This window comes from Streptomyces sp. P9-A4 (assembly GCF_036634195.1).
Lineage (GTDB): Bacteria > Actinomycetota > Actinomycetes > Streptomycetales > Streptomycetaceae > Streptomyces.
On the sequence record NZ_JAZIFY010000002.1, the window covers coordinates 480,747 to 506,983 of the forward strand.

Here is a 26,237-nt window from a genome sequence, read left to right on the forward strand (position 1 = left end):
CCTAGCGTGGAGGCACGGAGGCGAGTGGCACGGACGACGCCACCGGCCCCGCCCCCATCCCGTTCCCGCCTGGAGGATTCACGATGCCCGCACCCGAGCCGATGTTCCTCGACGGCGGCCCCGCGGTGCGGCCCGCGCCGCGCGTGCTCGACCTGATCGACGCGCGGGTCGCGGCGGACCCCGGGCGGCTCGCGCTCGTGCACGGCGACGAGCGGCTGACGTACGGCGAGCTGGCCGTGGCGGTGGCCGAACGGGCCTCCGAGCTGGCCGCGCAGGGTGCGTGCCCCGGCCGGCTGGTCGCGGTGCACCGGCCGCGTGGTCTGCGGGCGATCGTCGGTCTGCTCGCGGTGCTGCGGACCGGCGCGGCGTATCTGCCCCTGGACATCCAGGCCCCGGACGCCCGCAACGCCGCGATCCTCTCCGATGCCTGCGGGGCCGACGCGCCCGAGCCGGCGGAGGTCGCCGCGCGGGGCGAGCTGGTGCTCGGCGGGCCGGGCGCCCCCGAGGACGCGGCGTACGTCATCTACACCTCGGGCTCGACCGGGACGCCCAACGGCGTGGTCGTCGGGCACGGTTCGCTGGCCCACTTCGTGGCCGGGGCGACCCCCGCGTACGGGATCGACGGCGAGGCCCGGGTGCTGCAGTTCAGCCCGCTGCACTTCGACGCCAGCGTGCAGGAGATCTTCTGCACGCTCGGCGCCGGCGGGGTCCTGGTGCTCCGCACCGACGACATGCTCGACGTACGGGAGCTGCTCGCGGGCTGCGCCAGCCACGCGGTGAGCGTGCTCGACCTGCCTGCCGCGTACTGGCACGAGCTGGTCTACGCCCTCGAAGCCGGTCTCGTCACCCTTCCGGACTGCCTGCGCACGGTCCTGATCTATGGCGAGGCCGCGCTGCCCGAGCGGGTGGCGCAGTGGTGCCGGACGGTGCGCGGACGGGTCCGTCTCCTCAATGTGTACGGGCCGACGGAGACCACGGTCGTCGCCACGGTCGCCGATCTGTCCGCCTACGACGGCGGTCCGGTGCCGATCGGCCGGCCGCTGCCCGGTGTGCGGGGCGCCCTCGTCGACGGCGAACTCTGGCTGCTCGGCGGTGGTCTGACGCTGGGCTACCTGGGGCGTCCTGAGCTGAACGCCCGCCGGTTCACCACCCTGGGCGGCGAGCGCGCCTACCGGACCGGGGACGTGGCGAGCTTCCGCGCCGACGGCCAGATCGACTACCACGGCCGTGTCGACGACGAGGTGAAGATCGGCGGCCAGCGGATCGACCCGGCCTCGGTGGAGTCGGTGCTCTCCGGCCACCCGGGGGTCCGGGAGGTCGCCGTCGTCGCCCAGGAGGCGGAGGCCGGTGTGAAGCGGCTCGTCGCCTTCGCCGTGGTCGAGCCGGGGGTCGGGGCCGAGGAACTCCGTGATCTGGTACGGGAGTCGATGCCGGCCGCCGCCGTGCCGAGCACGGTCGCGCTGGTGCACGAGCTGCCCCGGACGAGTTCGGGGAAGATCGCCAGGAAGGTGCTGCGGACCACCGATCCCTGCCCGCCGCTGGTCCTCCTCGACGAGGCCGACCGGGTTCCGCTGTCGGCCGCGCAACGCCGCCTGTGGCTCCTCGGCCGCATGGAGGGCCCCTCGGCGACGTACAACATGCCCGTCGTGGTGGAGCTGGACGGGCTGCCGGACACCGCCGCGCTGGCCGCCGCGCTCACGGACCTCGTCGAGCGCCACGAGGTGCTGCGGACGGTGTTCCCGGCCGCCGACGGCGAGCCGTACCAGCATGTCCTGGACGCCGCCGCGCCGGTCTTCACCGTCGAGCGGTGCACCCCGGAGGAGCTGGCCGGGCGGGTCGCCGCGCGGACCGCCGAGCCCTTCGACCTCACCCGCGAGCGGCCCTTCCGGGCCCGCCTCCTCGACGCCGGCGACGGCCGGTCCACGCTCGTCCTCCTGCTGCACCACGTGGCCGGCGACGGCTGGTCGGTCGAGCCGCTCCTCCGCGACCTGGCGGAGGCCTACACGGCCCGTCTCGCGGGCCGGGCCCCCGACCGGGAGCCGCTGCCCGTCCAGTACGCCGACTACACCCTCTGGCAGCACGAACTCCTCGGCGAGACCGACGACCCCGAGAGCCTGACATCTCGTCAGCTCACCTACTGGCAGGGCACCTTGGCCGGGATCCCGGCCGCCACGCGGCTGCCCGTCGACCGGCCGCGCCCCGCCGAGCCCTCCCACGACGGGGCCACGGTCACCGCCCGGCTCGACGCCGACATCCAGGACCGGCTGGCCCTGGTCGCGGCCGAGCACGGCGCGAGCATGCTGATGGTGCTCCAGGCGGCGCTCGCCGTGACCCTGGCCACCACCGGCTCCGGCACCGACATCCCGCTCGGCACCCCGGTGGCGGGCCGCTCCGACGAGGCCCTGGGCGATCTGGTGGGCTTCTTCGTCAACACGCTGGTCCTGCGCACCGACACCTCGGGCGAGCCGACCTTCGGGGAGCTGATCGACCGGGTCCGGGACGCCGACCTCGCCGCGTACGCCCATCAGGAACTCCCCTTCGACGTCCTGGTGGAGCAGCTCAACCCCGAGCGGTCCCTGGGCCGGCACCCGCTGTTCCAGGTGATGCTGACCGTGCAGGGCGGCGCGCCGGGCGGGGAGCGCGCGTTCGCCCTCGGCGGGCTGGGCGGGCGCTTCGCGGACAGTGGTCTGCGGGTCGCCAAGTTCGATCTGATGGCCTCCTGCTTCGACGGCCGGGACGAGGCGGGGAAGGCGGACGGGCTGGAGATCTGGCTCCAGTACGCGACCGACCTCTTCGACGAGCCGACCGCCCGGCTGCTGCTGGACGTGTTCGAGCGGGTGCTGCGCGCCTGCGCCGCCGACGTCGCCGCCCGTCCCGCCGCGCTGTCGCTGCTGTCGCCGGAGGAGACGGCCGGACTCGAAGCGCGCCGCACGGCCGTCGCCGAGCTGACCGCCGCCCGCGAGGCTGCGGAGGCGCGGCACGCCGGGGACGGCTCCGGACCGGCCGCCGCCGCGCACCAGGAAGCCCTTCAGGGGCTGTTCGCCGAGGTGCTCGGGATCGAACGGGTGGGCGCCGACGAGGACTTCTTCTCCATCGGCGGTCACTCCATGTCGGGGGTGCGGCTCTGCAACCGCATCCGCGCGCTCCTCGGCGTCGAGGTCCGCATCCGTGACCTGTTCCTCGCGCCGAGCCCGGCCCGGCTGGCCCGCCGCATCGCGGAGGGCGGGGAGGGCTCGGACGGTACGGAAGGCTCGCCCGCCTCCGGCGCGACGGCCCCGGACACGGACGCCTCCGGTTCGGAAGGCGGGCACGGGGCCGCCCCCGAGGGAACGGCCGCCGGTCGCACCGGCTTGCGCCGCGGCCCGCTCGTCCGGGCCGCCCGGCGACCCGAGCGTCTGCCGCTGTCGTACGCGCAGCGCCGTCTGTGGTTCGTGAACGAGCTGGAGGGGGCCGGTCCCTCGTACAACATCCCGATCGTGCTCCGGCCGGCCCGCCCCCTGGAGCCCTCCGCGCTCGCCGCCGCGCTCGCGGACGTCGCCGCCCGGCACGAGGTGCTGCGGACCGTCTACCCCGCCGTCGAGGGCGAGCCGTACCAGCACGTCCTGGAGGGCGTCCGGCCCGTCCTCGACGTCGCGGACGTACCCTCGGCGGAGCTGGACGAAGTGCTGGCCTCGGCCGCCCGGCACGTCTTCGACCTGGCGCGGGACGTGCCGCTGCGGGCCTGGCTGATCACCCCCGACGACGGCGGCGGCCAGGTGCTCGTGCTGCTGCTGCACCACATCGCGGGTGACGGCTGGTCCACCGGGCCCCTGCTCGCCGACCTGTCGCTGGCCTACGCGGCCCGGCTGGCCGGCCGCGACCCCGGCTGGGAGCCGCTGCCGGTCCAGTACGCCGACTACACGCTCTGGCAGCTCGACGCGGCGCGCGACGGCCGCAGCGAGCGGGATCTCGCCTTCTGGGAGCGCCAGTTGGCCGGGATGCCGCCGGTCCTCGAACTGCCCGTCGCCCGCACCCGGCCGGCCGAGGCCACCCACCGGGGCGCCCGTGTCCCGGTGGACATCGGGCCGGGGACGCACGCCGCGCTGACGCGGCTGGCGAGGGAGACCGGCACCACCCTGTTCATGGTGGTGCAGGCGGCGCTCGCCGCCACCCTCACCCGGCACGGCGCGGGCACCGACCTGCCGCTGGGCACGATGGCCGCGGGACGGGAGGACGAGGCACTCGGCGGGCTCGTCGGCTTCTTCGTCAACACCCTGGTGCTGCGCACCGACACTTCGGGCGACCCGTCGTTCCGGGAGCTGCTCGGCCGGGTCCGGGACACCGACCTCGCCGCGTACGCCCATCAGGAGCTGCCCTTCGACCGGCTGGTCGAGCAGCTCAACCCGCGCCGTTCCACCGCCCACCACCCGCTGGTGCAGGTCATCGTGCAGCTCCACCAGGACTACACGGCCGGGCTCGGCGACGCGGCGCTCGCCGGCACCCCGGTTCCGGTGGAGAACGGTTCCACCAAGTTCGACATGACGCTGGCCCTGTGGGAGACGCACGGCTCGGACGGCGCCCCCGCCGGTCTCTCCGGCGGTCTGGAGTACGCCACCGACCTGTACGACGCGGCGACGGCCGGTCTGCTCGCCCGCCGGATGGGGGCGACCCTGGAGGCGGTGGCGGCCGATTCCGGGCTGCGGGTGGGCGAGTTGGGGCGGCTGACGCCCGAAGAGCGGCGACTGCTGGTCGAGGAGCACAACGACACGGCCCATGACACCGCCGCCGAGGGGCCGTTCGGTCCGGGGCCGGTGCACGTCCTGCTCACCGAGCGGGCCCGTCGTACGCCGGACGCCCCCGCCGTGACCTTCGGCGCGGAGACCCTCACCTACGCGGAGCTCGACGCGCGGGCCGACGCCCTGGCGCACCGGCTGATCGCCGCCGCCCCCGGTCCACGCCCGGCCGTGGGTGTGCTCCTGGAGCGCGGCCCGCTGCTGATCGTGGCGGCGCTCGCCGCCCTCAAGTCCGGTGCGGCGTACGTCCCGTTGGACCCGGCGCTGCCGGAGGCCCGTATCGCGATGATGCTCGCCGACTCGGGAGCCTGCGCGCTGATCACGGACTCCTCGCTCGGGGACTCGGCCTCCGTGGTGGGGGCGCGTGCGGCGGGACTGCCGGTCGTCGTGGCCGACGCCCACGGCGAGGAGGCTCACGTGCCGGGCGCTCCTGGTGTCCCGGTCGCCGCCGACGACCTCATGTACATCATGTTCACCTCGGGTTCCACCGGCCGGCCCAAGGGCGTCGGGGTCACCCACGCCAACGTGACCGCGCTCGCCGCCGACCGCGAGTGGAACGTCGCCCATCACGCCCGGATGCTGGTGCACTCGGCGATCGGCTTCGACGCCTCCACGTACGAGCTGTGGGTGCCGCTGCTGCACGGCGGCGAGCTGGTGATCGCCCCCGGCGACGGCGCCGACCTGGCCGAACTCGACCGCACCGTCCGGGCCCACGGGGTCACCGCCGCCTACTTCACGATGGGCCTGTTCCATGTGATGGCAGACGAGGGCCTGGACACCCTGCGCCTGCTCAAGGAGGTCTGGACGGGCGGGGACACGGCCTCCCCGAGCGCGCTGCGCCGGGTCCTCGCGCACTGCCCGGACACCGTCCTCGTCCACTCCTACGGCCCGACGGAGACCACCTTCGCCTCGCACAACCAGCGGTTCGGCATCGCGGACCGGGAGCTGCCCGGGGTGTACCTGGGGCGCCCGATGGACAACACCCGGGGCTACGTCCTGGACGAGCGGCTGCGTCCCGTGCCGCCGGGGGTGCCGGGGGAGCTGTACGTCGCGGGTTCCCATGTGGCCCGGGGGTACGTGGGCCGCCCGGCGCTCACGGCCGAGCGTTTCGTGCCGGACGCGTACGGCGCGGGTGAGCGGATGTACCGCACCGGCGACCTGGTCTGCTGGACTCCCGGGGGCGAGCTGCGGTTCCTCGGCCGCGCCGACGGCCAGGTGAAGCTGCGCGGCTTCCGCATCGAGCCCGGGGAGACCGAGGAGGCGCTCGCCCGCCACCCCGCCGTCGGACAGGCCGTGGTCGTCGTCCGCGAGGACCGGCCGGGCGAGAAGGAACTCGTCGGCTACGTGGTCCCCCGCGCCGGCGGTACGGTCACCGGGGCCGAGGTCCTGGCGGTGGCCGCCGCCGAACTGCCCGCGCACCTGGTGCCCGCCGCGGTCGTCGTCCTCGACGCCGTACCGCTGACCGTCAACGGCAAGCCGGACCGCCGGGCCCTCCCGGCGCCGGAGCGGCGCGCCGCGACGACCGCCGGACGGCGCCCCCGGAGCGCCCGCGAGGAGGTCCTGTGCGGCCTGTTCGCGGAGATCCTCGGTGTGCCGGAGGTCGGCATCGACGACAACTTCTTCACCCTGGGCGGCCATTCGCTCCTCGGGGTGCGGCTGGTGAGCCGGATGCGGACGGTCCTCGGGGTGGAGCGCGGGGTCCGCGACCTCTTCCGCACCCCGACGGTCGCCGGGCTGCTCCGGGCACACGAGGAGGAGGGCGCCGACGGCGGCGCCATGGGGGTGCTGCTGCCGCTGAGCACGCGGGGCCGCCGCCGGCCGCTGTTCTGTGTGCACCCCGGGACGGGGGTGGGCTGGTCGTACGCGGGCCTCGCCCGGCACCTCGGCGACGAGCAGCCGTTGTACGCGCTCCAGGCCCGCGCCCTGGGCGAACCGGGGTACGCGCCGGGGAGCGTGGAGGAGATGGCCGAGGAGTACGTGGAGCGGGTCCGGCTCGTGCAGCCCTGGGGTCCGTACCGGCTGCTCGGCTGGTCCTTCGGCGGCACGGTGGCGCACGCCATGGCCGTACGGCTCGCGGAGCTCGGCGAGCGGGTGGAACTGCTCGCCCTGATGGACGTCCACCGGACCGGCCCCGGCACCCCCGGGCACGCCCGCGCCCTCGCGGACGCGGCCGGCGGCCCCGACCTGTCGGACCCGGTGGCGGTCGCCGCCGCGATCGAGGCGCTGCGCCGGGAGGATCCGGTGCTCGCCGGGTTCACCGACGCGGAGCTGCGGGCGGTGGCGGGCGCCTCCCGCACCCACGGGGAGCTGATGAGCCGCTACGTGCCCCGGCGGGCCGTCACGGACACGGTCTTCTTCACCGCGCACCGGTCCGGCGAGGCCCCGGGTGAACTCGCGGATTCCTGGCGCCCTTTCCTCGACGGGCCGCTGGAGAACCACTCCGTGGATTCCACCCATCTCGCCATGACGGAACCCGAAGCGCTGCGGACCATAGGCCGTGCGCTCGCCAGCAAGCTCGATTCGTTCAGCATTTCGCACACGCACTGAAATCCCGTCCGAAAAATCCAGAACACGCCCGCGCACATTCACAGAATTCAAGGAGACCGAGATGACGAACCCCTTCGACGACACCGAGGGCACCTTCCACGTCGTGGTGAACGACGAGGGCCAGCACGCCCTGTGGCCGACGTTCGCGGACGTTCCCGCAGGCTGGGAGGTCGTCCTTGAGGCGGCCGGCCGCGAGGACGCGCTCGCCTACGTCGAGCTGAACTGGACGGACATCCGGCCGAAGAGCCTCCTCGCGCAGTACGCGTGACGCGTTTTCGCATCACGCGTGAAGAAGGAAGGGCCGGGCCCCGCGGATTCCCGCGGGGCCCGGCCCTTCTCCGCTTCCCGGCTTCGTATCACTGCCGCGAATCTGCCGCTCCAACTTCCCCTGGCACCGCTTTTCGAATTCTAGGGTGAAGCCATGAAGATTCTGCTGACCGGCACCGCATCCGATTCCCACACATGGAATCTGGTCTATCTGCAGCTCCTCCTGGAGGAGCTCGGGCACCGGGTCGTCAACATCGGCCCGTGTGTGACGGACGACCGCCTGGCCGCCGCGTGCCACACGCACACGCCCGGCCTGGTGGTCATCAGCAGCGTCAACGGGCACGGCTACCGCGACGGCCTGTCGGCCGTGCGCCGGCTGCGCACCGAGCCCGGCCTCGGCACGACGCCCGTCGTCATCGGCGGCAAGCTCGGGGTCGCCGGCACCCGGGACCCCGAGCGGGCGGCCCGCCTCATCGAAGCGGGCTGCGAGGCGGTGTTCGACGACGGGGACGTCGCCGGGCTCCGTACCCTCGTGTCCGGTCTGGACCGCTCTCGGGCCCTGCGGGTCACGGCATGACCAGCGGCATCCTGACCCCGTCCGCCCGGAGGGGGACGGCCGGTCCGGCCGACACCCCGGGTGTGCCCGCCGCCCGCTCCTTCGGGGCGTTCGTGGCGGCGGCCGCCGCCGACGGCCGGCTCGTCGTCCAGCCCCGGATGGGCTTCAGCGACCCGCATCTGATGCGGGCGGGTCTGGAGCGCACCAAGGCAGCGGCGGCGACCACCGTGGGCACCCTCACCATCGACAGCTACACCCGGGTGGGTGACGCGGCGGGCGCCCGCGCCTCCCTGGCCGAGGGGCTGCCGCTCAACGGCTACCCGATCGCCAGCCACCCCACGGCGCTCACCCGCGACCTCCTCGACGGGCTGCTCGACGCGAGCTTCCCCGTCCAGGTCCGGCACGGCTCCTCGCGCCCGGAGGCGATCATCCGCGCGCTGGCCGCGGCGGGCCTGGACGCCACGGAGGGCGGACCGGTCTCCTACTGCCTGCCCTACGGCCGCACCCCGCTCGCCGAGTCGGTCGACAACTGGGCGCGCGGCTGCGAGCTGCTCGCGTCCCTGGTCCCGGAACCCCGGGTGCCCCACCTGGAGACCTTCGGCGGCTGCATGCTCGGCCAGTTGTGCCCACCGGGACTGCTCGTGGCACTCAGCCTCCTGGAGGGACTGTTCTTCGCCCGGCACGGCATCCGCAGCGTCTCGCTGAGCTACGCCCAGCAGACCGATCCGGTCCAGGACGAGGAGGCGGTACGGGCGCTGCGCAGGCTCGCCGCGGAGTTCCTCCCCGCCGAGGTGGACCGGCACGTGGTGCTCTACACGTACATGGGGGTGTTCCCACGGACCGCGCACGGGGCGACCCGGCTCCTTGAGGCCTCCGCCCGGCTCGCCGTCCGGTCCGGGGCGCACCGGCTGATCGTGAAGACGGCGGCCGAGGCGCATCGCATCCCGACCGTCGACGAGAACGTCCGCGCGCTGGAGACGGCCGCGTCCACGGCCGTCCTGACGGAGCACCCCGCCGGGGGCACCCCGCCCGCCGGCGCCGGCGGGCCGGACGGGGCCGACAGCGAGGTGTACGCGGAGGCCCGCGCGTTCGTCGAAGCGGTCCTCGATCTCGACGCCGACCTCGGCCGGGCGCTGCGGACCGCCTTCGCCCGTGGCCACCTCGACGTCCCCTACTGCCTGCACCCCGACAACGCGGGCCGGTCCCGCAGCTTCGTCGACGACCGCGGCCGGCTGCGCTGGTCGGACGCGGGGGCCATGCCGGTGGCGCCCTCGCTGGTCGCCGGCGCCCGGTCGGCGCTCACCTCGGAGGGGCTGCTCACCGCCCTCCACGGAGTGGCCGCCCGCTTCGACACGGCGCGCGAGGAAACGGCCGACCGCCGCTGAACCCGCCTCGCGCCGCCCCGAGCCGACCCGCCCCACCCCGAGCGAACCTCACCTCACCGCTTGTATCCGAACGGAGTCGTCCCATGGAACAGTTCTCTCCCCTCCTCTCCCCCGTCCCCCAGTCGCCGCCGCCCCTCGGCGAGCACCTGCGTTCGCCCCAGTTGCGCGCCGCCATGCTGGTCCAGCAGGAAGCCCTGTACGCGGCGCGGGAGTTCCTGCGCGGCGAGGGGTTCACCGAGCTGCTGCCGCCGCTGGTCGGGCCGGTCACGGACCCGGGCGGGCGGGGCGCGAAGGCCCTGGACGTGGACTACTACGGGCACCCGTACAAGCTGATGACCAGTGCGATCCTCTACAAGCAGGCCTCGCTGCACGGCTTCCCGAAGCTCTTCTACATCGCGCCCAACGTCCGTGTGGAGCCCGAGGAGACCGCCTCGACGGGACGGCACCTCGTCGAGTTCCACCAGATCGACGTGGAGATCGCCGGGGCGAGCCGGGAGGACGCGCAGGACGTGGCCGCCGGGATGCTCACCCACATCGTCGAGCACGTGTGGACGGCCGTTCCCGAGGTCCTGGCCGAACTGGGCAGGGACGAGCTGGACTTCGCCGAACTCCGTACCGGCAAGTTCGACTCGTGCAGCCACGAGGAGGCGGTCACCCGCCTGGTCAACGGCGGGCATCCGCAGAGCCCGGACGCCGAGATCGACTGGACGGGCGAGCGCATCCTCTCCCTGGAGGCCGACCGGCCCTTCTTCGTCAACGACTACCCCAAGGGCTCGCGCGGCTTCTACGACCGCGAGGACCCCGAGAACCCGGGCGTGCTGCGGAACTTCGACCTGCTGGCGCACGGCGGCTACGGCGAGCTGGTGAGCGGCAGCGAGCGCGAGGCCGACTACGCCACGATCGTCACCCGGATGCGCGAGAGCGGTGAGAACCCGGCCAAGTACGCCTGGTACCTGGACCTGGCCCGCGAGGGCATCCCGGCCAGCGCCGGCTTCGGCATGGGTCTCCAGCGGCTCGTCCGCTTCCTCACCGGGCTCGACTCGCTCTGGCAGGTCAGCGCCTACCCGAAGCTCCCCGGGGTGGTGGCTCCGTGAGCGGGCTGCGGGCGGCGGGATTCCCCGAGGGCGCGGTGCGCGCGCGGGCCAGGAACGGCACCGCGGAGGTGTTCCCTCCCGCGGGCGGGTACGGCGAGGAGCTGTACGGCCAGACCGGCGGCGTCCCGGCGGACGGACAGACAGGTGCGGGGCTCGCGGATCCGCCGCCGGACGCGTTGGACCGGGCGCGGATCGCCCCGCCGGTGTTCATGCCCCGGCGGCTGGAGAAGCTGATCGAGCTGGGCCGGGAACCGGGCCACGACGACGTGGAGCTGCGTACCGACGTGGGCGGGTTCACCAGTGAACTCCCGCTGTTCCTCTCGGCGTTCGGCTCCACCAGGGCGGGCAGCGGTGATCTGGGCGTGGCCGCCGGCCGGCAGGCGGCGCGGCTCGGCATCCCGATGGTGATCGGCGAGAACATGGTGCCGGTGCACGGCTACCGGCGGGGTGCGGGGGACGGCGTGCGCTCGGCGCTGCTCGCCCGGATCGCCGCGTACACGGAGTGCGTGGCCGACGGGGTCGGCGGGGTGGTGGTCCAGCAGTCCACCGAGGACGCCGACTCGGAGGTGTGGAACCTGGTCTACAGCGACCCGGGGACCCGCCCGCTGCTCGATTCGGGGCGGCTCGCCTTCGAGCTGAAGACCGGCCAGGGAGCCAAGCCGGGCCTGGGCGGGATGACCGTCGTCGGCCGGGCCGACGCCGAGCGGCTCGCCGGCCGGTTCACGGTCCGCGACGTGCTCGGTGACGACAGGGACGGTGACGGCCATCGCCTGCGGTGTGCCACTCCCGGCACCTTCACCGAGGAGATCGTCCGCCAGCAACTGCGGTTCATGCGGAACAACTTCCCCAAGGCCCGCACCTGGGTGAAGTTCCACCCGGGCCGTGACGTGGCCCGAGCGGCGGCGACCGCCTGGCGGGCCGGCGCGGACGCCGTCACCGTCGACGGCGCCGAGGGCGGGACCGGCTGGGCCCCCCGGGTCTTCCTGGACCAGGTCGGTCTGAGCCTGGCGGACTGCTTGCGGCTGATCGCCGCCTCGGGCGGGCGCCCCGAGGGCGCCCACGGGTGCCTGCTGGCCACCGGCCGCATGTGGGAGGGCGGCAGGGCGGTACGCGCGCTCGCCCTCGGCGCCCGCGCGGTGGGCCTCGGCCGGGCGGCGCTGATCGCGGTGGACGAGGACCCCGAGAACGGTCTCGTCCGTCTGGCCGAGGCGCTGGCCCTGGAGACCCGCCTGCTGGTGAGCGCCCTCGGCAAGTACGCGGCGGACGCCCTCGCGCCGGAGGACCTCTGGTGGCCCGGCGGCCCGTTCTCCGCCCCCGGGGCGGACCTTCCGGTCCCGGTGTCCCTGGACGCGGGCGGCTCCGGAGGCCCGTCATGACCACGCCTGGAGCACCGTGTCCCGGCGGCGACGGCCGCGGGCCGGGGGGCCGACGGCCCGGCGGGCACCCCGGCTCCGGCGGTACGGCGAGGGGCACGGGTACGGGGAGCGGCGGCGACGCGGGCCTCGGCACCGTGTGCGCGCGGTTCGCGCTCTCCGAGCTGCCCGTGGTCACCGTGCGCCCCGAGCGCGCCGGACCGGCCTGCGCCGCCGCCGGGCGGGCCCTCCGCGCGGCGGGCCGGGGCTATCTGGGGGGCCGTCTTGAGCTGCGCACCCGGGGGCCCGCGCCGCGTACGGCCCGGCAGGCGGCAGCGCTGGTCGCCGCGGAGGAAAGGGCGGCGGCACTCGCCGTGGCCTCGGCGCTGCGCGGCGGCCCGGGAACGGCCCGGCTGAGGGTCCGCCCGCGCGGCTGAAACGCACGGGCGGGGCCGCGCCCGTACCCGTACCGATGCCCGCACCCGCACCCGTACCGATGCCCGCACCCGCACCACTGTCGACATCCGCACCCGCGCATGCCACTCCTCCAGTCCCTCCCCCTTCCCGAAGACCGCGTGACACCGAGAGAAAGAGCACCCATGGCCACGACATCCCCGGCGACCGTGCACTGGGGCAAGGTGGGCGCCCTCGTGGGCGGCCAGGCCGCGGTCCAGGGCGGCAGTTTCGCCCTGCTCATCGCCATGAACTGGACCGCCGTCCAGCTCGGGGGCACCCGGGCCGTCACCCTCCTCATGCTGGCGGCGACCGTCCCCCGGGCCCTGATGCTGATCTTCGGGGGCGCGGTCGCGGACGTCCTCGGTCCCCGGATCGTCATTCTGCGGGCCACGTCGGCGCGCGTGGCGGTCCTCGCGGCCGGCGCCCTGGTGGTGGCCGAGACCGACCGGCTCTGGCCGCTCGCTCTCGTCGCCGTCGTCGAGGGGTCGCTGCTCGGCCTGACCGGTCCCGCGTCCGGGGTGCTCCTGCCGCACTTCGCCGCCCGCGAGCACCTGGCCCGCGCCAATTCGCTGTACGGGATGGTGCTCCGCGTCGCCCCGATCGCCGGCGCGCCCGCCGGGGCCTGGCTCATCACCGTGGGGCACCTGTGGGTGGCGCTCGCGGTGGCCGCGGGAAGCTGCGCCGTATGGCTGGGGTGCGCCTCGTACGTCACCCGGGGCTTCACCCGGCCGCGCCGGGAGCCCGGGGTGTCGCTGGTGAAGCGTTCCGGTGACGGTTTCCGGCTGCTCGCGGCGCATCCCCGGCTGCGGTGGATGTTCCTGGCCTCCTTCACCATGGACCTGGCCTTCAGCTGGCCGGCCGAGGTGGCGCTGCCGCTGCTCGTGACCGATCACGGCTGGGGGGTCGCCGCGGTCGGTGGCGTCCTCGCCTGTTTCGGGGCGGGGGCGCTCGCTTCGAGCGCGCTCGGCGCGGTCTTCGCGCATCGCATCCCACTGTTCGCCCGGCTGGTGGTGAGCGGCGCGGGCCTGGCCGTGGGCATCGTGGTGATGGCCCTGATGCCCTCTGTGGTCACGCTGGCGGCGGTGGCCGCCGGGGTGGGCCTGCTGTCCGGGCTGAACGGTCCGGCGATCGTGACGGTCTATCAGCAGGCTTCGCCCGAGGGGCACATGGGGGCGGCGATGTCCACCCTCGCACTGGCCGGCATCGGAACGGCGCCGGTGTCCATCGCCCTGTTCAGCACGGTCTCGCTGGGCCTCGGGGTCCAGCAGACCTGGCTGCTCTGCGGGGCGGTGGCCGTGCTCTCCCCGGTCTTCGCGCTGTTCGCGCTGCGCGCCCCGGCCTCGGCAGACGTTCCGGCCGCCGCCGTTCCCGTTCCCGACGACTCCCCCGCCACGGTGTGAGGACGCCATGACCGAACTGATCACCACTTCGCCTCCGAAGCCCCCGCCGTCCCCGCTCGCCGCCGCGCCCGCGCTGGCACCCGCCTCACTGGCCGCCGTGTACGTGGCTCCGCCGCCGGCCTCCTCGCCGGTGCCCGGCGCGCCACAGGTGTGGCTGGTCGACACGGCGGCCCACCGGGTGACCGCCGCCCGGTACGCCCCGTCTCTGCTGGACCGTCAGGAACTGGCGCGTGCCGCGGAGTTCCTGCGCGAGGCGGACCGGGACGCGTATCTCTGCGCCCATGTGGGGCTGCGCCGGCTCCTGGGCGCGTACCTCGGCCTCGCGCCCCGTGCGGTGACCGTCTCGCGCGCGCCGTGCCCGGGGTGCGGGGAGCCGCACGGCCGGCCGGTGCTGCCGGGGGACGCGCTGCACTTCTCGCTCTCCCACTGCGAGGGGCTGAGCCTGCTCGCCTTCGCGACCAGCCCGGTGGGCGTGGACGTGGAGGCGGTGCCGCCGCCGGAGACGGTCGCCGAGACCGCCGACGTCCTGCACCCCCGGGAGGCGGCGGAACTCGCCGCGCTGCCCGAGGCCGAACGCGCCCTCGCCTTCACCCGGGTATGGACGCGCAAGGAGGCGTATCTGAAGGGCCTGGGGGTGGGTCTGTCCGAGGATCCGGCCGCGGACTACGTCGGTTCGGGGCCGGTACCCGCCGCGCCGCCCGGCTGGTCCCTCACCGACGTCATCGTCCCTTCGGGACACTGCGCGGCGGTGGCGCTGAGCCTGCCGTGAGCCGGGGGCGGGGTCGTACCGGCCGACCTCGGGGCGGGTCGGGCGACGGCGGGAACAGGCCTTCCCCGACGGCTTGTTCTCGTCCGCCCCGGTCCTGAACCCGCTGGTCGTGGGCTCCTGCCCGGTGATCTACTGGCGTGAGCCCCTGGAAGGACGTACCCCATGCACACCGAGACGCTGCGGATTCCCATGCCCGACGGCGAGGCCGACGCCTTCGTCGCCTTCCCCGAAGGCGGCGGGCGCCGGCCCGGGGTGCTGCTGTACCCGGACGCCATCGGTCTGCGGCCGGCGATCGAGGCCATCGCCCGTGAACTGGCCGGGCACGGGTACTACGTGCTCGCCCCCAACCTCTACTACCGGCACGGTCCGGCGCCGGTGGTCGAGCTTCCCGAGTACCTCTCGGCGGAGGCCAGGCCCGGATTGTTCGCCCGGCTGATGCCGTTCGTCGAGGCGCTCACCACCGAGCGCGTCCTGCGCGACGCCGACGCCTACCTCGGGTTCCTCGCCTCGCGGCCCGAGGTCGACGCCGGCCCGGTCGCCGTGACCGGCTACTGCATGGGCGCCGTCCTCGCGCTGCGCACGGCGGCGGCGCACCCCGACCGGGTGGCCGCCGTCGCCGGGTTCCACCCCGGCACCCTGGTGACCGACGGACCCGACAGCCCGCACCTGCTCGCCCCGAAGGTGACCGCCGAGGTGCACTTCGGTCTCGCGGTGAACGACCTGTCGCCCGAAGCCTGCGGGAAGCTCGGGCGGACCCTGGAGACCGCGGGGGTACGCCACACCCTTGAGGTCTACCCCGACACCGTCCACGGTTTCACCATGGCCGACACCGACGCGTTCAGCGCCTCCGGGACGCGGCGCCACTGGGAGCGGCTGCTCCCGCTGCTCGACCGCGCCCTGAAGAACGGCTGAGATCCCGCCCGGCGGGCGTCCGGTTCAGCGGCGGGGAGCCTCGTGCTCGACGTACGTGCGGAGCTTCCGCAGCGTGGCGGGGTTCGGTGCCTTGACGCCGTAGGTGCGGTCGGCGGTCACCGGGGTGACGGAGATCCGGCCGTCCCGGAAGAGGGCGGTGGAGTCGGAGTCCGCGCGGGTCTCGGTGCACTGCTCGCCGGGCACCTCCTCGCACGGGCCGAGGCCGATGGCGAAGGAGTCCTCGCCGACCTGCTCGTACGCGTGCCGGACGGCCTGCCCATGGCCGATGCCCGTCCGGCGCGGCGGGCCGGCGGGGTGGCCCGTGCCCACGTCGGGGTAGTCGGCCGGGCATCAGCCGGAAGAGGCTCCGGCGGCCGTGCGGGCCGGTTCCGGAGTCGCCGGTGCGGTCGGCCGGACGTCGGGTCCGTTCATCCGGGTCTCCTGCCGCGCCGCGCCCCGGAGCGGGGTGCGGCGCGGATGACGCGCAGCGGAGGAAGAGAGCGGGCGGTGCTGCTCTCCGCTCAGCTGTCGAAGCCGAGACCGAAGCGGTCGAGGGTGCGCAGCCAGAGGTTGCGTCGGCCCTGGTTGTGGTCGGCGCGGGTCATGGCCCAGGTGGTGATGTTGATCCCGACCGAGCGGATCGGCTCGGGCGGGAACGGCAGGGGCTTGCGTCGTACGAGTTCCAGTCCGGTCCGCTCGGTGCTCTCGCCGGACAGCAGGTCGAGCATCACGTCCGCGCCGAAGCGCGTGGCGCCGACGCCGAGGCCGGTGAACCCCGCCGCGTAGGCGACCTTGCCGCGGTGACTCGTGTCAAAGAAGACACAGAAGCGTGTACTCGTATCAATGGCTCCGCCCCAGGAATGGGTGAATCGGATGCCTTCGAGCTGCGGGAAGGTCGTGAAGAAGTGCCGCGCGAGCGTGGCGAACGTCTCGGGCCGCCGGTCGTGCTCGGCACGGACCCGGCCCCGGTAGTTGTAGATCGCGTCGTAGCCGCCCCACAGGATGCGGTTGTCGGCGGAGAGCCGCACGTAGTGGAAGTGGTTGGCGCTGTCCGCGAAGCCCTGGCGGTTCTTCCAGCCCACGGCGGCGAGCTGCTCCTCGGAGAGCGGCTCGGTCATCAGCGCGTAGTCGTACACGGGCACCGTGTACGGGCGGTGGCGCCGGAGCAGGGAGGGGAACGCGTTGGTGGCGAGCGCGACGCGGCCGGCGGTGATCCGGCCGTAGGGGGTGCCGACGGTGACCACGGCACCCTGCTCTTCGAGCGAGGTCGCGGGGGTGCGTTCGTGGATGCGGACGCCGAGGCCGAGGCAGGCCTGCTTGAGGCCCCAGGCGAGCCGGGCCGGGTTGACCATGGCCACGTCGTCCTTGTTCCACAGGCCGGCGAGGAAGGTCGGGGAGTTGATCTCGGCGCGCATGGCGTCGGCGTCGAGGAACACCGCGTTGCCGCCGTAGCGGGCGGAGGCCTCGACTCCCTCCGCGAGCCATTCGACCTGGTGGGGCTCGGTGGCCACGGCGAAGGAGCCGGTGCGCTCCCAGTCGCAGTCGATGCCGTACCGCTCCAGGGTGTCCTGCATGCCCTGGAGGTTCTCGCGGCCGAGCCGCTCCAGGAGGCCGATCTCGTCGGGCCAGCGCTGGATGCCGTTCTCGAGGCCATGGGTGAGGCTCGCCTCACAGAATCCTCCGTTGCGGCCGGAGGCGGCGCCGCCGATCTCGTCCGCCTCGACGAGGACCACATCGGCGTTGGGGTCGCGCTCCTTGGCGCGGAGCGCGGTCCACAGTCCGGTGTAGCCGCCGCCGACCACCAGGAGGTCGCAGGTGGTGCCGCCGACGAGGGCGGGGGCGGGCTGTGGGCGGCGGGGGTCGTCGAGCCAGAACGGGGTGGGGGCGGCGTCCCGGAGCGAGGCGAGGGGGTCCATGGGCGTTCCTTCGGTTCGCGGAGGCGCCCCGGGCGAGGGGAAACCTCCGAATTGCCGATATGAGACTCCGCCGCGCACAGCAAGGTCAAGGGTGTTGACATAAGAGCCCCGACCGGACGCCCCCGGGGTGCCGCCGGGGCGCCCACCTGGGGCTTCGTCCGCGGCGGGCGAAGCCCCGGACGGGTTACACCCCCGGCTCCACCGACTTCTTCCGCTTCCCGGACCCCTCCGGCGGCTCAGGCTCCTCCGGCGGCTCCCAGCGGTCGAGGATCTCCTCCGCGATCCGCCGCGCCCCCGGCTCGTAGCGTCCGGAGAGCTCGCGGAACAGCGCCTCCGCGCCCACCGCCGGCCAGTCGGCGGGCAGGTGCTCGGCCGGCAGGTGCGGGTCGCGCCGGACCAGGTCGAGCCAGTCGGTGTGCAGCAGGAGCAGCCGGCCCAGGTCGTCCCGGGCCTCGGCGGGGGTGGCGCCCTCGCCCCAGCGCGCCAGGAAGTCCTGGTACTCCCCGGCGATGGCGTCGATGTCGAAGGCGGTACGGAGCAGGGGTCCCGCCTCGGTGGGCGCGGCGACCTCGCCATGGAAGGCCTTGATACGGTCGCCGAGCCCGAGTTCCGCGGCGATGGGGGCGACCTCGACGCGGCCGGGTGCGACCCAGAGGCCGCTCTGCACGGGCCCGAAGCCCGCCCAGACGAGGCGAGAGCGCAGGTCGTGGCGTTCCCGGCGCCAGGATTCGGGCAGCGAGAAGCCGACCAGGGTCCAGGTGCCGTCCCAGTCGTCGTTCACGGCGCCCGTGCGCCGGACCCTCTCCTGGCCGTCGGCGAGGACCTGGGCGGCGCGGGCGGTGAGCGAGAAGTACATCCTGCGGCCGCGCCGGTGCCGGGCCAGCAGGCCTCGGCCGACCATGCGCGTGAGGGTCGAGCGGACGGCGTCCTCACCCACCTCGACCCTGGCGAAGGCGTCGATGACGCTCGCCGAGGACAGGGCGGTGCCGGTGCCGAGGACATGAATGCCGAAGAAGCTCAGCATCAGGGACTGGGGGCGGGGAGGGACTCCGCGTCCGGCCGTCTCCGGGCCGGATTCGGGTCCCTGTTCCGGGGCGGGAGGGATCACGGGGACAGCGTAGGCGCGCGGACCGGCCTCGAACATCAATATTCGGCAGTTGATTGACCGCAGACGAGAAAGTGCCTAGCTTTGGCGCCGTCGGTGCGTGTTCCTGGCCGCGGCTCCTCGCGCGCCCCGCACCCGGCCTACGGAAGGACCCCCGCTCATGACTGATCTGGATCTCTCGGCCCACCCCGCCCGCGTGGACCTCACCGGCAAGGTCGCCGTCGTCACCGGCAGCGGCCGCGGACTCGGTCTCGCCTACGCCCGCTCGCTGGCCGCCGTCGGCGCCGCCGTGGTCGTCAACGACGTGGACGCCGAGGCCGCCGCCGACGCCGTGCGCCTGATCACCGCCGACGGCGGCCGCGCCGTCGCCGAGGTCGTGCCGGTCGGCTCCACCGAGGCCGCCGAGGCCCTGGTCGCCCGCGCGGTCGACAGCTACGGCCGCATCGACGCCATGGTCACCAACGCCGGAGTCCTGCGGGACCGGGTGCTCTGGAAGATGACCGACGACGACTTCGACACCGTCGTCGAGGTGCACCTGCGCGGCACCTTCACCTGCGTCCGCGCCGCCGTCGAGCGCATGCGCGCCCAGGGCGAGGGCGGCCGGATCGTGGTCGCCGGCTCCCCGGCCGGCCAGCGCGGCAACTTCGGCCAGACCAACTACGCCGCAGCCAAGGCCGGCATCGCCGCCATGGTGCGCACCTGGGCGATGGAGCTGGCGAAGGCCGGCATCACCGCGAACGCCGTCATCCCGGTGGCCGCGACCGCGATGACCAAGACGATCCCCGTCTTCGCCCCGCACGTCGAGGCCCTGGAGCAGGAGGGCATCGCCTTCCCCGACAGCCTGCGCAAGGGCGAGGGCTTCGGTACGCCCGAGGACGTCGCCGGCCTGGTGACCTTCCTCGCCTCGGAGGCCTCGGCCGGCATCACCGGCCAGTGCGTCGGCATCGGCGGCGACAAGCTCGCCCTGTGGTCGCACCCGCAGGAGGTGTCGGTGGCCTACGCCGACGGGGGCTGGAGCGCGGAGGCCATCGCCGCCGCCTGGCCGTCGACCGTCGGGCGCACCCCCGAGACCTTCGGCATCCCCGCCCCGAAGCTGTGAAGGGACCCGGCATGCTGGACCTCGACGAGCTCGTCGCCATCGACATGCACACCCACGCCGAGGTGTCCGAGAAGGGCGGGGCGTCGCTCTCCGCCGAGCTCGACGCCGCGGCGGGCGCGTACTTCAAGGCGGAGCACCGCCACCCGACGCTTCCGGAGATCGCCGCGTACTACCGCGAGCGCCGGATGGCGTGCGTGGTCTTCACCGTGGACGCGGAGTCCGCCACCGGCACCCCGCCGGTGCCGAACGAGGAGATCGCCGAGGCGGCCCTCGCCAACCCCGACGTGATCATCCCGTTCGCGGGGGTCGACCCGTACAAGGGGAAGGCGGCGGTCCGTCAGATCCGGCGGCTCGTCGAGGAGTTCGGGGTCAAGGGCTTCAAGTTCCACCCGAACATCCAGGCCTTCCACCCCAACGACCGCATGGCGTACCCGCTGTACGAGGCGATCGAGGAGGCCGGCGCCATCGCGGTCTTCCACACCGGCCAGACGGGAATCGGCGCGGGCGCCCCCGGCGGCGGTGGCATCCGGCTCAAGTACTCCAACCCGATGGACGTGGACGACGTCGCCGCGGACTTCCCCGGGATGCGGATCGTCCTCGCCCATCCGTCGTTCCCGTGGCAGGACGAGGCGCTCGCGGTGGCCACGCACAAGCCCCAGGTGTACATCGACCTGTCCGGCTGGTCCCCGAAGTACTTCCCGCCGCAGCTCGTGCGGTACGCCAACACGCTCCTGAAGGACAAGGTGCTGTTCGGCTCCGACTACCCGCTGCTCTCCCCGGACCGCTGGCTGGCCGACTTCGCCGACCTCCCGATCAAGGACGAGGTCCGGCCGAAGATCCTCAAGGGGAACGCCGCCGTGCTGCTCGGGCTCACCGGACACTGAGGAGTACCCATGCGCAACCAGGGCATCGGCTCCTGGCCCGCCCGCCGCGACCGCAGGACCCCGCGGCGCACCGCCCTGCTGCACGACGGCCGGTCCACCGACTACGCGGAGCTCCACGAGCGCTGCACCCGGCTCGCGCACGCGCTGCGCGGTGCCGGGGTCGGCCGCGGGGACCGGGTGGCGTACCTGGGCCCGAACCATCCCGCGTATCTGGAGACGCTCTTCGCGACCGGCCTCCTCGGCGCTGTCTTCGTCCCGCTCAACACCCGTCTCGCCGTACCGGAGCTGACCCATCAGCTGGCCGACTCCGGCAGCCGGGTCCTGGTCCACGCCGGACAGCCCGACGAGCGGATCACGGAGCTGACCGGCGGCGACGCGACGACGGTCGAGACCGTCGTCGCCGTGGCGGCGGGGCCGGGTCTGCCGTACGAGGAACTGCTCGCCGCCGCGTCGACGGAGCCGCTCGACGAGGAGGTGGGGCACGACGACGTCTGCCTCATCATGTACACCTCGGGCACCACCGGACGTTCCAAGGGCGCGGTGCTCACCCACGGCAACATCATCTGGAACAGCCTCAACGTCCTCGTGGACACCGATCTCGCGGGCGACGAGGTGACTCTCGTGTCCGCGCCGCTGTTCCATACGGCGGCGCTGAACATGAGCTGCCTCCCCATGCTGCTCAAGGGCGGCACGGTCCTCCTGGAGTCCGCCTTCGACCCGGACCGCGTCCTGCGGCTGGTGGAGCGGCACCGGGTGACCCGTATGTTCGGCGTACCGACGATGTACGACGCGATGGCCGCGGCCCCCGGCTGGGGGAGCACGGACCTGACCAGTCTGCGCACCCTGCTGTGCGGCGGTGCCCCGGTGCCGACCCGCACCGCCCACGCCTATCTGGACCGGGGCCTCGCCTTCGTCCAGGGGTACGGCATGACGGAGACGGCGCCCGGCGCCCTCATCCTGGACCGGGCCGACTCGCTGACCCGGGCCGGCTCGGCGGGCGTGCCGCACTTCTTCACCGATGTGGCCGTTCTCCTGCCCTCGGGCGAGGAGGCGGCGCCCGGCGAGAAGGGCGAGGTCGTCGTCGCGGGGCCGAACGTGACCCCGGGCTACTGGAACCTTCCGGAAGCGACCGCCGCGGCCTTCCGCGACGGGGGGCTCTTCCGGTCGGGCGATGTCGCCACGGTCGACGAGGACGGCTACGTGCGGCTCGTCGACCGCCTCAAGGACATGATCATCTCGGGCGGGGAGAACATCTACCCGGCCGAGGTCGAGGACGCCCTGCTCGGACACCCGGACGTCGCCGAGGCGGCCGTCATCGGCGTGCCGGACGCCCGTTGGGGCGAGGTGGGCCGGGCCGTCGTCGTGACCCGGGCGGGGGCCTCCGTCACCGCCGAGCAGCTGATCGCCCACCTGGAGGGCCGGCTCGCGCGCTACAAGATCCCGCGGAGCGTGGTCCTCGCTCCCGAACTCCCCCGCAACGCCACCGGAAAGCTGCTCAAGGGCCCCATCCGGGCCCGATACGGCGCCGGTCAGTGACCTCTTAGTTCCGCACCATCAAGGAGTACCACCATGTCCCTCACCGTCCACGGCATCGACGAGATCAAGGCCCAGGCCGGAGCCGACCTCGGCCACAGCTCCTGGGTCGAGATCGCCCAGCCCCGGGTCGACACCTTCGCCGACGCCACCGACGACCACCAGTGGATCCACGTCGACGCGGAGCGCGCCGCGGCCGGCCCGTTCGGCGGCACGATCGCCCACGGCTATCTGACGCTCTCGCTGCTCATCCCGATGTGGACCGAGCTGCTCCAGGTCGAGGGCGTGTCCATGGCCGTCAACTACGGCCTCAACAAGGTCCGCTTCCCCTCTCCCGTGCGCGTCGGCTCGAAGATCCGTACGCACGGCCGTGTGGTGTCCGTCGAGGACGTCAAGGGCGGGGTCGAGGTCGTCGTGGACCTGACCGTGGAGATCGACGGCGTCGCCAAGCCGGCGTGCGTGGCGCAGGCGGTGTACCGCTTCTTCGCCTGATCCGCCTCTTCGCCCGATCCACCGGAACCCGGAAGGCGCGACCGCGCGAAGCGGCCGCGCCCTTCGGGGTTCCGTCATGCCCTTCCGGAGTCCCGTCGCGCACTTCGGGGTTCCGTCATGCCCTCAGCGGGTCCGACACCCCCGGCGGCAGCAGCCCCGCCATCGCGCCCAGCGTCAGTTCCAGGGCGAAGGGGTAGCCGCTGTCGACCATGTCCGCCGCGAGCAGCGGGAAGGTCGCCGCGACGTTCGGATGGGTCTCGGGCGACAGCCTGCCGTACACCGCGTGCCACACCGCGTCGTCCGCCTCCCTCGCCGCCTTCGGCAGGGCGAGCGAAGCGGCGTCCTGTGCCGCGAAGGCGAGGGCCTGGTCGACGAACGCGTGGTAGATCCGCACGGCGAGGGGGTCCGGGAAGCCCGCCGTGCGCAGTATGCCGAGGATCCGCTCGACGGCCTGGGTCTCGTGCGGGCGTCCCGTGGTGCGGTACGCCGCCAGGACCGCCGCCTGGGGGTGCAAGAGGTAGCAGGCGTGGATCCGCAGCCCCATCGAGCGCAGGTCCTCCCGCCAGTCCCCCGTCTCCGTCCACCCCTCCTGCGCCCGGCCGATCAGCTCGTCCGCGAGGGCGAGGAGCAGGGCGTCGGTGTTGCGGAAATAGCGGTACAGCGCGCTCGGGTCGGCACCGAGCGCGGCGCCCAGCCTCCGTACCGACAGCGCCTCGGTGCCGTGCTGGGCGACCAGGCGCAGCGCCGTGTCGACGATCAGCTGCTCGGAGAGGACGGCGCCCTGCTTGGTGGGCCTGCGGCGCTGCCGGCTTCCTTCGGGAACCACACGTTCGGACATGGCCGGGACCTTACGTCAACACCATTGACGTGTAAACGGTATTCCCGCTTCCATGGCGCCACACCAACCGCCGCCTCACGTTCTGGAGCATGCGCATGGCCAAGGCCGATCTGGTCTTCACCCGGGGTCCCGTCTTCACCGCGGACCCCGCCCGTACCCGGGCGTCCTCCCTCGCCGTCGTCGGCGACAGGATCGTGGCCGTGGGCCACGACGAGGTGCGCGAGCTCATCGGCCCGAGCACCGAGGTCGTGGACCTGACGGGGAAGCTGCTGGTCCCCGGCTTCCAGGACGCCCACGTGCACGCGGTGTTCGCCGGCGTGGAACTGGCCGAGTGCGATCTGACCGAGACGGTCGGTGTCGACGACTACGTGAACCTGATCCGCGCCTACGCCGAGGCACACCCGGACCGCGCCTGGATCACCGGCGGCGGCTGGTCGATGGAGAGCTTCGAGGGCGGGCTGCCGACCCGGCAGCTGCTGGACGCCGTCGTCCCGGACCGGCCGGTCCTGCTGTCGAACCGCGACCACCACGGCGCCTGGGCGAACACCCGGGCGCTGGAGCTGGCGGGCATCACGGCCGACACCCCCGACCCGGCCGACGGCCGCATCGAGCGCGAGGCGGACGGCACCCCCAGCGGCATGCTCCAGGAGGGCGCCACGGCGCTGGTCTCCCGGCTGCTCCCGGCCAGCACGCCGAAGGACCGCATCGCCGGTCTGCTGCGGGCGCAGCGGCTGCTGCACTCGCTGGGCATCACCGCCTGGCAGGACGCCATGCTGGGCTCGCTCAACGGCCAGCCGGACCCCTCGGACGCCTACGTGGCGGCCGCGCTCGACGGTTCGCTCACCGCCCGGGTGACCGGCGCGCTGTGGTGGGACCGGGCGCGGGGTGCCGAGCAGATCCCCGAGCTGGTCGCCCGCCGCGAGAAGCTGACCACCGGCCGGTTCCGCGCGACCTCGGTGAAGATCATGCAGGACGGCGTGGCGGAGAACTTCACCGCCGCGATGACCACGCCCTACCTCGACGGCTGTGGCTGCGCCACCGGCAACTCCGGCCTGAGCTTCGTCGACCCCGAGGCGCTGCGCGGCTACGTGACCGAGCTGGACGCCCTGGACTTCCAGGTCCACTTCCACGCCCTGGGCGACCGGGCGGTACGGGAGGCCCTGAACGCGATCGAGGCCGCCGTGACGGCCAACGGGCGCCGCGGCAACCGCCACCACCTCGCCCACCTCCAGGTGGTCCACCCCGACGACCTGGCGCGCTTCGCGCAGCTGGGCGCCATCGCCAACATCCAGCCGCTGTGGGCGGCGCACGAGCCGCAGATGGACGAGCTGACGATCCCGTTCCTCGGCCCGGAGCGCGCCGCCTGGCAGTACCCGTTCGGAGACCTGCTGCGGGCCGGTGCCACGCTCGCCGCCGGCAGCGACTGGCCGGTCAGCAGCCCCGACCCGATCGCGGGCATCCACGTGGCCGTGAACCGCCGCGAGCCCGAGTCCACCGACCCGAGGGTCTTCTACCCCGAGCAGCGACTCGACCTGGTGACCGCGCTCACCGCCTACACGGCCGGCACCGCCCATGTGAACGGTCTCGACAACACGGGCAGCCTGCAGGCCGGCAACCTCGCCGACCTGGTCGTCCTGGACCGCGACATCCTCACGGCGCCGCCGGAGGAGATCGCGGAGGCCAAGGTCGAGCAGACCTATGTCGGCGGCCGGCTCGTGCACTCCGTCTGACCGGTCCCGACCGACGACTCCCGTACGTGGAGGCGGGTCGGGACGATCTCCCCGGGCACCTCGCGGAGACCGTGCTCCAGGACCGCCACCAGGTGCTCGATGCCCGCCTCCGCGACCGCCTCGGGCCGCAGGCTCAGGGTGGTCACGGACGGCGTGGTGTGCTCGGCGGTGACGTCCTCGCTCACACAGACGACGAGGAGGTCGCCGGGAACCTCGTAACCGTGGCGGCGCGCCGCCTCCAGCACGAGGGGCGGGCTCGCCTCGGCCACGACCAGGAGGGCGTCGGGGCGGTCCTTCCCGGCCCCCTCGAGGGCGGTCTCCACGGCCCGTACGACGTGACCGTTGCCCGCCGCGCCGACGCGCACGACCCGCTCCGGCAGGCCGTGCGCGGCGCACCACGCGCGGTGGGCGGCGACGACCTCGGTGTGGAAGCGGGTGGTGCTGTCGGGCACGACGAGCACCGGCCGCCGGGCACCCTGGTCGCGGAGGTGGTCCAGGGTCTCGCACACGGCGGCACCCGCGTCGACGTCGATCCAGTACGCACCCGGCCGTCCTTCGACCGAACGGTCGCTGAACACCGGGATGCGGGCGGCGATCAGGTCCTCCACGACCACGTCGTCGGCGACGGGATCGGCGACGATCACCGCGTCGAGTGACAGGTCGGCCCATTCGCTCTGCAGGGAGCCGGCGGGCAGCAGCACCACGGCGTAGCCGCGTCGCAGCGCGGTCGCCGAGGTCGCCGCGGTCAGCCGGGCGAAGTACGGGGACTCCAGGAAGCTCCACGGGGCGTCCGCGAACTCCCCGATCACGTATCCGATCAACCGGGCCCGTCCCGCGCGCAGGTGCCGCGCGGTGGCGTTGGGCCGGTAGCCCATTCTGCGCGCGGTGTCGCGGGCCTTCTCCCGGACTTCGGGGGAGAGCCTTCCGGTGCCGTTGAGCGCCGCCGAGACAGTCGTCTTGGACAGCCCCGCCTCGCGGGCCACGTCGATCAGGCGGACGCGCGGTAGGGGCGGCGAGGGCTGCCCTCCGGGCTGTGGGACATCAGTCATGAAAATGATGCTCCCACCCTCGCGACCTGCGGAAAACCGTTCCCGCAAACCCTTGTGCGGGAACGTTCCCGCATCAATACT

General features: G+C 73.8%; 20 protein-coding genes. 15 read left to right on the forward strand and 5 right to left on the reverse strand.

Going from position 1 to position 26,237, the window contains the following annotated elements; genetic code table 11:
* Positions 1-83 precede the first annotated feature (83 nt).
* The 10 genes from V4Y03_RS32830 (at position 84) to V4Y03_RS32875 (ending at position 15,510) form a co-directional block, all read left to right on the forward strand.
* Entirely contained in the window at positions 84-7,319 is a 7,236-nt protein-coding gene (locus V4Y03_RS32830; protein WP_332437615.1) for an amino acid adenylation domain-containing protein, read from the forward strand.
* A gap of 61 nt (positions 7,320-7,380) precedes the next feature.
* Positions 7,381-7,587 (forward strand): MbtH family protein, encoded by a 207-nt coding sequence (locus tag V4Y03_RS32835; RefSeq protein ID WP_317878765.1) that lies wholly within the window; start codon positions 7,381-7,383, stop codon positions 7,585-7,587.
* 153 nt (positions 7,588-7,740) lie between these two features.
* Positions 7,741-8,163: a cobalamin B12-binding domain-containing protein gene (locus V4Y03_RS32840; protein WP_317878764.1), complete on the forward strand. Its 423-nt coding sequence runs from the start codon at positions 7,741-7,743 to the stop codon at positions 8,161-8,163.
* The gene (locus tag V4Y03_RS32845) at positions 8,160-9,527 is read left to right on the forward strand and encodes a methylaspartate mutase (RefSeq protein WP_332437616.1); all 1,368 of its coding nucleotides are present in this window, start codon (positions 8,160-8,162) and stop codon (positions 9,525-9,527) included. Before V4Y03_RS32840 ends, V4Y03_RS32845 begins: the two co-directional genes overlap by 4 nt.
* An 83-nt stretch (positions 9,528-9,610) precedes the next feature.
* Positions 9,611-10,621 carry an asparagine synthetase A gene (locus V4Y03_RS32850; protein ID WP_317878831.1) on the forward strand — a complete coding sequence of 337 codons (1,011 nt, stop codon included), beginning with the start codon at positions 9,611-9,613 and terminating at the stop codon, positions 10,619-10,621.
* On the forward strand, positions 10,618-11,997 hold the full coding sequence (locus V4Y03_RS32855) for a glutamate synthase-related protein (protein WP_332437617.1): 1,380 nt from the start codon (positions 10,618-10,620) through the stop codon (positions 11,995-11,997). The genes V4Y03_RS32850 and V4Y03_RS32855 overlap by 4 nt, the downstream gene beginning before the upstream one ends.
* Positions 11,994-12,410 carry a hypothetical protein gene (locus V4Y03_RS32860; protein WP_332437618.1) on the forward strand — a complete coding sequence of 139 codons (417 nt, stop codon included), beginning with the start codon at positions 11,994-11,996 and terminating at the stop codon, positions 12,408-12,410. The genes V4Y03_RS32855 and V4Y03_RS32860 overlap by 4 nt, the downstream gene beginning before the upstream one ends.
* A gap of 162 nt (positions 12,411-12,572) precedes the next feature.
* Positions 12,573-13,829 carry an MFS transporter gene (locus V4Y03_RS32865; protein ID WP_317877890.1) on the forward strand — a complete coding sequence of 419 codons (1,257 nt, stop codon included), beginning with the start codon at positions 12,573-12,575 and terminating at the stop codon, positions 13,827-13,829.
* 7 nt (positions 13,830-13,836) lie between these two features.
* Positions 13,837-14,598 (forward strand): 4'-phosphopantetheinyl transferase family protein, encoded by a 762-nt coding sequence (locus V4Y03_RS32870; protein ID WP_317877889.1) that lies wholly within the window; start codon positions 13,837-13,839, stop codon positions 14,596-14,598.
* A gap of 162 nt (positions 14,599-14,760) precedes the next feature.
* Entirely contained in the window at positions 14,761-15,510 is a 750-nt protein-coding gene (locus V4Y03_RS32875; protein WP_332437620.1) for a dienelactone hydrolase family protein, read from the forward strand.
* A 24-nt stretch (positions 15,511-15,534) separates the two neighbouring features.
* On the opposite strand, the gene V4Y03_RS32880 is transcribed toward V4Y03_RS32875, so the two are convergent.
* The 3 genes from V4Y03_RS32880 to V4Y03_RS32890 all read right to left on the reverse strand — a co-directional run bounded on the left by V4Y03_RS32880 (position 15,535) and on the right by V4Y03_RS32890 (position 18,534).
* A complete protein-coding gene (locus tag V4Y03_RS32880; protein ID WP_332437621.1) occupies positions 15,535-15,840 on the reverse strand; it encodes a hypothetical protein in 306 nt (101 codons plus the stop codon).
* A 191-nt stretch (positions 15,841-16,031) separates the two neighbouring features.
* Complete coding sequence (locus V4Y03_RS32885; protein WP_332437622.1) at positions 16,032-17,426, reverse strand: NAD(P)/FAD-dependent oxidoreductase; 1,395 nt, start codon at positions 17,424-17,426, stop codon at positions 16,032-16,034.
* A 184-nt stretch (positions 17,427-17,610) separates the two neighbouring features.
* Positions 17,611-18,534: a PaaX family transcriptional regulator gene (locus V4Y03_RS32890; protein WP_332437623.1), complete on the reverse strand. Its 924-nt coding sequence runs from the start codon at positions 18,532-18,534 to the stop codon at positions 17,611-17,613.
* 157 nt (positions 18,535-18,691) lie between these two features.
* On the opposite strand from V4Y03_RS32890, the gene V4Y03_RS32895 reads away from it, so the two are divergent.
* The 4 genes from V4Y03_RS32895 to V4Y03_RS32910 are packed head-to-tail and all read left to right on the forward strand — an operon-like array spanning position 18,692 to position 22,539.
* Positions 18,692-19,630, forward strand: a complete 939-nt coding sequence (locus V4Y03_RS32895) for an SDR family NAD(P)-dependent oxidoreductase (RefSeq protein WP_332437624.1) — start codon at positions 18,692-18,694, stop codon at positions 19,628-19,630.
* 11 nt (positions 19,631-19,641) lie between these two features.
* Positions 19,642-20,514 (forward strand): amidohydrolase family protein, encoded by an 873-nt coding sequence (locus V4Y03_RS32900; RefSeq protein ID WP_317876089.1) that lies wholly within the window; start codon positions 19,642-19,644, stop codon positions 20,512-20,514.
* A 9-nt stretch (positions 20,515-20,523) separates the two neighbouring features.
* Positions 20,524-22,050: an acyl-CoA synthetase gene (locus V4Y03_RS32905; protein ID WP_332437625.1), complete on the forward strand. Its 1,527-nt coding sequence runs from the start codon at positions 20,524-20,526 to the stop codon at positions 22,048-22,050.
* Between the two features lie 33 nt (positions 22,051-22,083).
* Positions 22,084-22,539: a MaoC family dehydratase gene (locus tag V4Y03_RS32910; protein ID WP_317876091.1), complete on the forward strand. Its 456-nt coding sequence runs from the start codon at positions 22,084-22,086 to the stop codon at positions 22,537-22,539.
* A 115-nt stretch (positions 22,540-22,654) separates the two neighbouring features.
* Here V4Y03_RS32910 and V4Y03_RS32915 read toward each other — a convergent pair whose 3' ends face one another.
* Positions 22,655-23,377, reverse strand: coding sequence for a TetR/AcrR family transcriptional regulator (locus tag V4Y03_RS32915; RefSeq protein WP_332437626.1), 723 nt, complete (start codon positions 23,375-23,377; stop codon positions 22,655-22,657).
* A gap of 95 nt (positions 23,378-23,472) precedes the next feature.
* On the opposite strand from V4Y03_RS32915, the gene V4Y03_RS32920 reads away from it, so the two are divergent.
* Positions 23,473-25,107, forward strand: coding sequence for an amidohydrolase (locus tag V4Y03_RS32920; RefSeq protein WP_332437779.1), 1,635 nt, complete (start codon positions 23,473-23,475; stop codon positions 25,105-25,107).
* Here V4Y03_RS32920 and V4Y03_RS32925 read toward each other — a convergent pair.
* Positions 25,074-26,156 (reverse strand): LacI family DNA-binding transcriptional regulator, encoded by a 1,083-nt coding sequence (locus tag V4Y03_RS32925; protein ID WP_332437627.1) that lies wholly within the window; start codon positions 26,154-26,156, stop codon positions 25,074-25,076. The two genes, V4Y03_RS32920 and V4Y03_RS32925, sit on opposite strands and share 34 nt — an antisense overlap.
* Positions 26,157-26,237: the final 81 nt, after the last annotated feature.

Bases quoted from the DNA above. Each gene is read 5' to 3' on its own strand.
- V4Y03_RS32830 (WP_332437615.1), top strand. From the start codon at position 84: ATGCCCGCACCCGAGCCGATGTTCCTCGACGGCGGCCCCGCGGTGCGG.
- V4Y03_RS32835 (WP_317878765.1), top strand. From the start codon at position 7,381: ATGACGAACCCCTTCGACGACACCGAGGGCACCTTCCACGTCGTGGTG.
- V4Y03_RS32840 (WP_317878764.1), top strand. From the start codon at position 7,741: ATGAAGATTCTGCTGACCGGCACCGCATCCGATTCCCACACATGGAAT.
- V4Y03_RS32845 (WP_332437616.1), top strand. From the start codon at position 8,160: ATGACCAGCGGCATCCTGACCCCGTCCGCCCGGAGGGGGACGGCCGGT.
- V4Y03_RS32850 (WP_317878831.1), top strand. From the start codon at position 9,611: ATGGAACAGTTCTCTCCCCTCCTCTCCCCCGTCCCCCAGTCGCCGCCG.
- V4Y03_RS32860 (WP_332437618.1), top strand. From the start codon at position 11,994: ATGACCACGCCTGGAGCACCGTGTCCCGGCGGCGACGGCCGCGGGCCG.
- V4Y03_RS32865 (WP_317877890.1), top strand. From the start codon at position 12,573: ATGGCCACGACATCCCCGGCGACCGTGCACTGGGGCAAGGTGGGCGCC.
- V4Y03_RS32870 (WP_317877889.1), top strand. From the start codon at position 13,837: ATGACCGAACTGATCACCACTTCGCCTCCGAAGCCCCCGCCGTCCCCG.
- V4Y03_RS32875 (WP_332437620.1), top strand. From the start codon at position 14,761: ATGCACACCGAGACGCTGCGGATTCCCATGCCCGACGGCGAGGCCGAC.
- V4Y03_RS32885 (WP_332437622.1), bottom strand. From the start codon at position 17,426: ATGGACCCCCTCGCCTCGCTCCGGGACGCCGCCCCCACCCCGTTCTGG.
- V4Y03_RS32895 (WP_332437624.1), top strand. From the start codon at position 18,692: ATGACTGATCTGGATCTCTCGGCCCACCCCGCCCGCGTGGACCTCACC.
- V4Y03_RS32900 (WP_317876089.1), top strand. From the start codon at position 19,642: ATGCTGGACCTCGACGAGCTCGTCGCCATCGACATGCACACCCACGCC.
- V4Y03_RS32905 (WP_332437625.1), top strand. From the start codon at position 20,524: ATGCGCAACCAGGGCATCGGCTCCTGGCCCGCCCGCCGCGACCGCAGG.
- V4Y03_RS32910 (WP_317876091.1), top strand. From the start codon at position 22,084: ATGTCCCTCACCGTCCACGGCATCGACGAGATCAAGGCCCAGGCCGGA.
- V4Y03_RS32915 (WP_332437626.1), bottom strand. From the start codon at position 23,377: ATGTCCGAACGTGTGGTTCCCGAAGGAAGCCGGCAGCGCCGCAGGCCC.
- V4Y03_RS32920 (WP_332437779.1), top strand. From the start codon at position 23,473: ATGGCCAAGGCCGATCTGGTCTTCACCCGGGGTCCCGTCTTCACCGCG.
- V4Y03_RS32925 (WP_332437627.1), bottom strand. From the start codon at position 26,156: ATGACTGATGTCCCACAGCCCGGAGGGCAGCCCTCGCCGCCCCTACCG.